4 protein-coding genes are annotated in these 3,921 nt (G+C 68.2%); 1 reads left to right on the forward strand and 3 read right to left on the reverse strand.

Features of this window, described 5'->3' with window-relative positions:
• Both V7Q39_RS19875 and V7Q39_RS19880 read right to left on the reverse strand, forming a co-directional pair.
• On the reverse strand, positions 1-448 hold a 448-nt coding region (locus V7Q39_RS19875; protein ID WP_333818346.1), incomplete at its 3' end, for a 50S ribosomal protein L25/general stress protein Ctc.
• A 139-nt stretch (positions 449-587) separates the two neighbouring features.
• On the reverse strand, positions 588-980 hold the full coding sequence (locus V7Q39_RS19880) for a nuclear transport factor 2 family protein (protein ID WP_333818347.1): 393 nt from the start codon (positions 978-980) through the stop codon (positions 588-590).
• Positions 981-1,169: 189 nt separating this feature from the next.
• Between V7Q39_RS19880 and V7Q39_RS19885 the strand changes: the two genes are divergently transcribed.
• A complete protein-coding gene (locus tag V7Q39_RS19885) occupies positions 1,170-2,315 on the forward strand; it encodes an MFS transporter (RefSeq protein WP_333818348.1) in 1,146 nt (381 codons plus the stop codon).
• Here V7Q39_RS19885 and V7Q39_RS19890 read toward each other — a convergent pair.
• The gene (locus tag V7Q39_RS19890; protein ID WP_333818349.1) at positions 2,303-3,886 is read right to left on the reverse strand and encodes a 5-guanidino-2-oxopentanoate decarboxylase; all 1,584 of its coding nucleotides are present in this window, start codon (positions 3,884-3,886) and stop codon (positions 2,303-2,305) included. The genes V7Q39_RS19885 and V7Q39_RS19890 overlap by 13 nt on opposite strands.
• Positions 3,887-3,921 lie beyond the last annotated feature (35 nt).

Consider the following 3,921-nt stretch of genomic DNA (forward strand, 5'->3'; position numbering starts at 1 on the left):
CCGTGATGTGATCGGGGATGTCGCCCGCGGTGACTTCCAGTTCGACCTCGTGACGCACCACGGTCAGCGTGCCGCCGCGCTTCAGGCCGGGGCTGGCGTCCTGATTGACGAACTCGACGTGGATGAACAGCTCGATCCGGCTTTCATCGTGGATGCGCATGAAATCGACATGCGTCGGCAGGTCCTTGACCACGTCGCGCTGGACAGAGCGGCAGATGACATGGACGTCAGGCTGGCCTTCGACCTTCAGGTTGAAGAGCGTCTGCAGGAAACGGCCCTGCCGCAGCTTGGTCAGGAGGTAGTTGTAGTTCATCTTGATCGGCTGGGGTTCTGTCCCGTCGCCGTAGATGATGCCAGGTACGTTGCCCTCGCGGCGGGCTTGACGGGCGGCCCCCTTGCCTGTCCCCGTCCGTACCTCGGCGTTAAGATCGACGATCTTGCGTGCCATAGGTTCTCTCCGATGTTAGTCCGCCATCCTCCAAGGGTGCATGGCGCGACCGGGGGGCTATAGCGACGAATCGGCGGGAAGGGAAGCGCGAACTTCCCGGGGGCCCGCCGGGCAGGAGCAGGCCCCTTTTGTCGTCGGGTCAGGTCGTGCGCTTGTCATCCCCAGCGGGAATCTCGCTGTGCAGCACGCATTTCCAGTCGCTGCCGTCGCGCACCCAGACCGAGGTGTCGTGGTTCATGGTTGTCTCGCTTTTCCCGCCATTCTCGACCGTCTGCTTGACGCGATAGGTGCAGACCGCGGAATCTTTGGTAGGGAACACCACCTTCTCGTCGCTCATGGCCCAGTCCTTGATGGTATAGGGGCTGGCCTTGCCCATCTTGACATAGTCGGCGGGGGTGAAGGTCATCACACCCTTCGGGCTGATCATGGCCGATTGGCTGGCGATCAGCCGGGCCGATTTCTCGTGCTCGCCCGCGGCCATGGTCGTCCAGAATTCGCGTTCGAGCTTCAGGATGTCTTCCTGTCCGGTCATCTGTGCCTCCAGTGCAAGAGTTATGTCCCGTCACCAACGCGTGGTGGGCCCGGTTGTTCCGGTCCCGGTTCGCCCCGGCGAAGTTTCGCCGCAGGTCCGGTCGACGGGCGACGCGGGTGGTCGGCGGCGGACGAGTTGGCAAAGCCGGGAGCGGATAGGGAGAGCGGGTTTCCGACAGGACCAGAATCCATGCCCGCCTTTGCCCTGCTTGCCCAAGCCCGTGCCGCCATCGCTGCCTTTGCCGCGATGGGCGTGCTGTGGGGGACCTTCGCAGCGGTGCTGCCGGACCTGAAGGCAATGCTGGGAGTCGATGAGCGGCAGCTGGGCCTCCTTATCTTCTGCACGCCGATCGCGGCGATCAGCGCGATGCTGGTGGCACCGGGGTTCGGCGCGGCGATGGGGCGCGCGGCGCTGCCCCTGGCGGTGATGCTGATGGCGATGGCCTTCGCGCTGCCGGGGCAGGCTTCGGTCTGGTGGCTGTTCCCGCTGGCGATGGCCTGTGCCGGGGCGGCGACGGGGCTGACGGATGTGCTGATGAACGCGCGGGTGGCGGCGCTGGAGACCCAGCGCGGGCTGCATCTGATGAACCTGACCCATGCCGCCTATTCCTTCGGCTATGCCGGGGGCGCGGTCCTGACGGGCCTGCTGCGTGGCGCGGGCTGGGGGCCGGACTGGGTGATGGGGACGATGTCGGTGCTGGGTGTGGCCTGTGCGGCGCTGACGCTGGAGCGGGATGGGCGGATCGAGGGCCTCAGGAAGCCGAAGGACGGTTCGGCACGGGCCTTGGGCTGGGTGCCGGTGATCGGGGGCGGGATCGTGCTGATCGCCTTCATGACCGAGAATGCGGCCGAGAACTGGTCGGCCCTGCATATCGAGAAGACGCTGGGGGGCAGCCCCGAGGAGGGCGCGCTGGGGCCGGCGATGCTGGCCCTGACCATGGGCTTCGCGCGGCTGGGTGGGCAATGGCTGGCGGGCAAGGTCAACCCGTTCACCCTGCTGCGGGTGGGGGCGGTGGTCGCCTCGGTCGGCGCGCTGGTGGTGGCGCGGGCGCCGGGGCCGGGCCTTGCCTATCTGGGGTTCTTCGTGATGGGGATCGGGGCCTCGGTCCTTGCGCCGACGGCGTTTTCGCTGGTGGGGCGTCTGAGCGCGCCCGAAGCCCGGGCGCGGGCGGTCGCGCGGGCGACGCTGCTGGGATATTTCGGCTATTTCGTCGGCCCGCCGATCCTGGGGCTGATCGCGGGCACCTTCGGGCTGCGCTTCGCCTTCGTCTATGCCGCCTGTCTGGTGGGCCTGATCTTCGTGCTGGCCCCGCTGCTGGCGCGTCAGCGGACCTGAATTTCCAGAAAGCGCGGGCCCTCGTGCGGGGTGATCAGCATCTCGCCCAGCTGGTCGGGGTCGGGCGGCACGCTGGCAAAGACCATGTCGCAGGCCATGGCGAAATGCTCCATGTCGAGCGGCGAGGGGGTGCAGCCGATGATCGGATCGACCTTGGCCTGACGCAGCGAATCCTCGATCTCGCGGAAACCGGCGTTGTTCCAGACGACGTAGGTGATGGGCAGCTTCTCGTCGACCGCGGTGCGCAGCTCGCCCGGGCTGAATTGCAGGCCGCCGTCGCCGACCAGGCACACGACGGGAGTGCCGGGGGCGGCGATGGCGGCGCCGACGGCGGCCCCCGGTCCGAAGCCGAGCGCGCCATAGCCGGTGGCGGCGTTGAACCAGCCGCGCGGGCGGTCGTGGTCGTAGTAGAGGTTCGCGGCGTAGACCGGCTGGGTGCTGTCGCCGACGATGATCGAGTTCGGCATGGCGTCGCGGATCACCTCGACGATGTCGAGCTGGGCGGGCATGGTTTCGGAGAGCGTCGCAAGCTCGGCCCTGGCCGCTTGGCGGATCGCCTCGGCACGGGCCGCGCCCTCGCGGTTGGCGCGGATGGTCATCGGCAGCAGGGCCGCCATCATCGCCCCGGCGTCGGCCTTGACCGGCATCTTGGCGGGGTGGCGGGCCAGCTGGTCGGCGCAGATGTCGATGCGGATCATGTCCGACAGGTTCGGCACCCGGCCATTGGCATACATGTCATAGTCGGTGGGGCCGAGCTCGGTGCCGATGGCGAAGATCTGGTCGGCGTCGGCGATGAACTTGCGGACCGAGGTCAGGCTGGGCGAGGCGGGGACGGTGAGCCGGTGGCCGAACATCGCGCCACGGGCGTTGACGGTCTGGATCACCGGCGCATCGAGCGATTCCGCGAGCTTCTGCAAGGCATCCTCGGCACCGCGGGTGCCGCCACCGGCGAGGATGACGACACGCTCGGCGCTGTTCAGCGCGGCTGCGATGCTGCGCAGACGACCGAGCGGCAGGGGCACGGCGCTGCTGGAGACGACGGGCGGGGGCGGCTCGGGGCAGGGCTGGCCCATCATGTTGGTGGAAATCTGGATATGCGCCGGGGCGGGGCGGCCCGCGGTCATCGCAGCGAAGGCACGGTCGAGGACTTCACCCAGCTTCTTGGGATCGGTGACGGTTTCCGAGTGGCAGAGCGTCTTGACCATGGCGCCCTGGTCGGGAAGCTCGTGCAACCGGCCGAGACCCTTGCCAAGGGTGTCGCTGCGCCCGAGGCCGGAGATGACCAGCATCGGCACGGAATCGGCCTTGGCCTGGGCCATGGCGGTGAGCGTGTTGGTGAGGCCCGGACCGGTGATCACGAAGGCGGCGGCGGGCTTGCCCGAGACGCGGGCGTAGCCGTCGGCCATGAAGCCCGCGCCTTGTTCGTGGCGGGGGGTGACGTGGCGGATTTTGTCCCCCGCGGCGGCGAGGCCGCGGTAAAGCTCGATCGTGTGGACACCGGGGATGCCGAAGACGGTGTCGATGCCGCGCGCAATCAGACCTTCGACCAGGCGGATGCCGACGGTGGTCATGCTGCATTCCCCAGGATGCTGGCCGCATGGGCGGC

Origin of the sequence: Tabrizicola sp. (genome assembly GCF_036781545.1) — a bacterium.
Lineage (GTDB): Bacteria > Pseudomonadota > Alphaproteobacteria > Rhodobacterales > Rhodobacteraceae > Tabrizicola.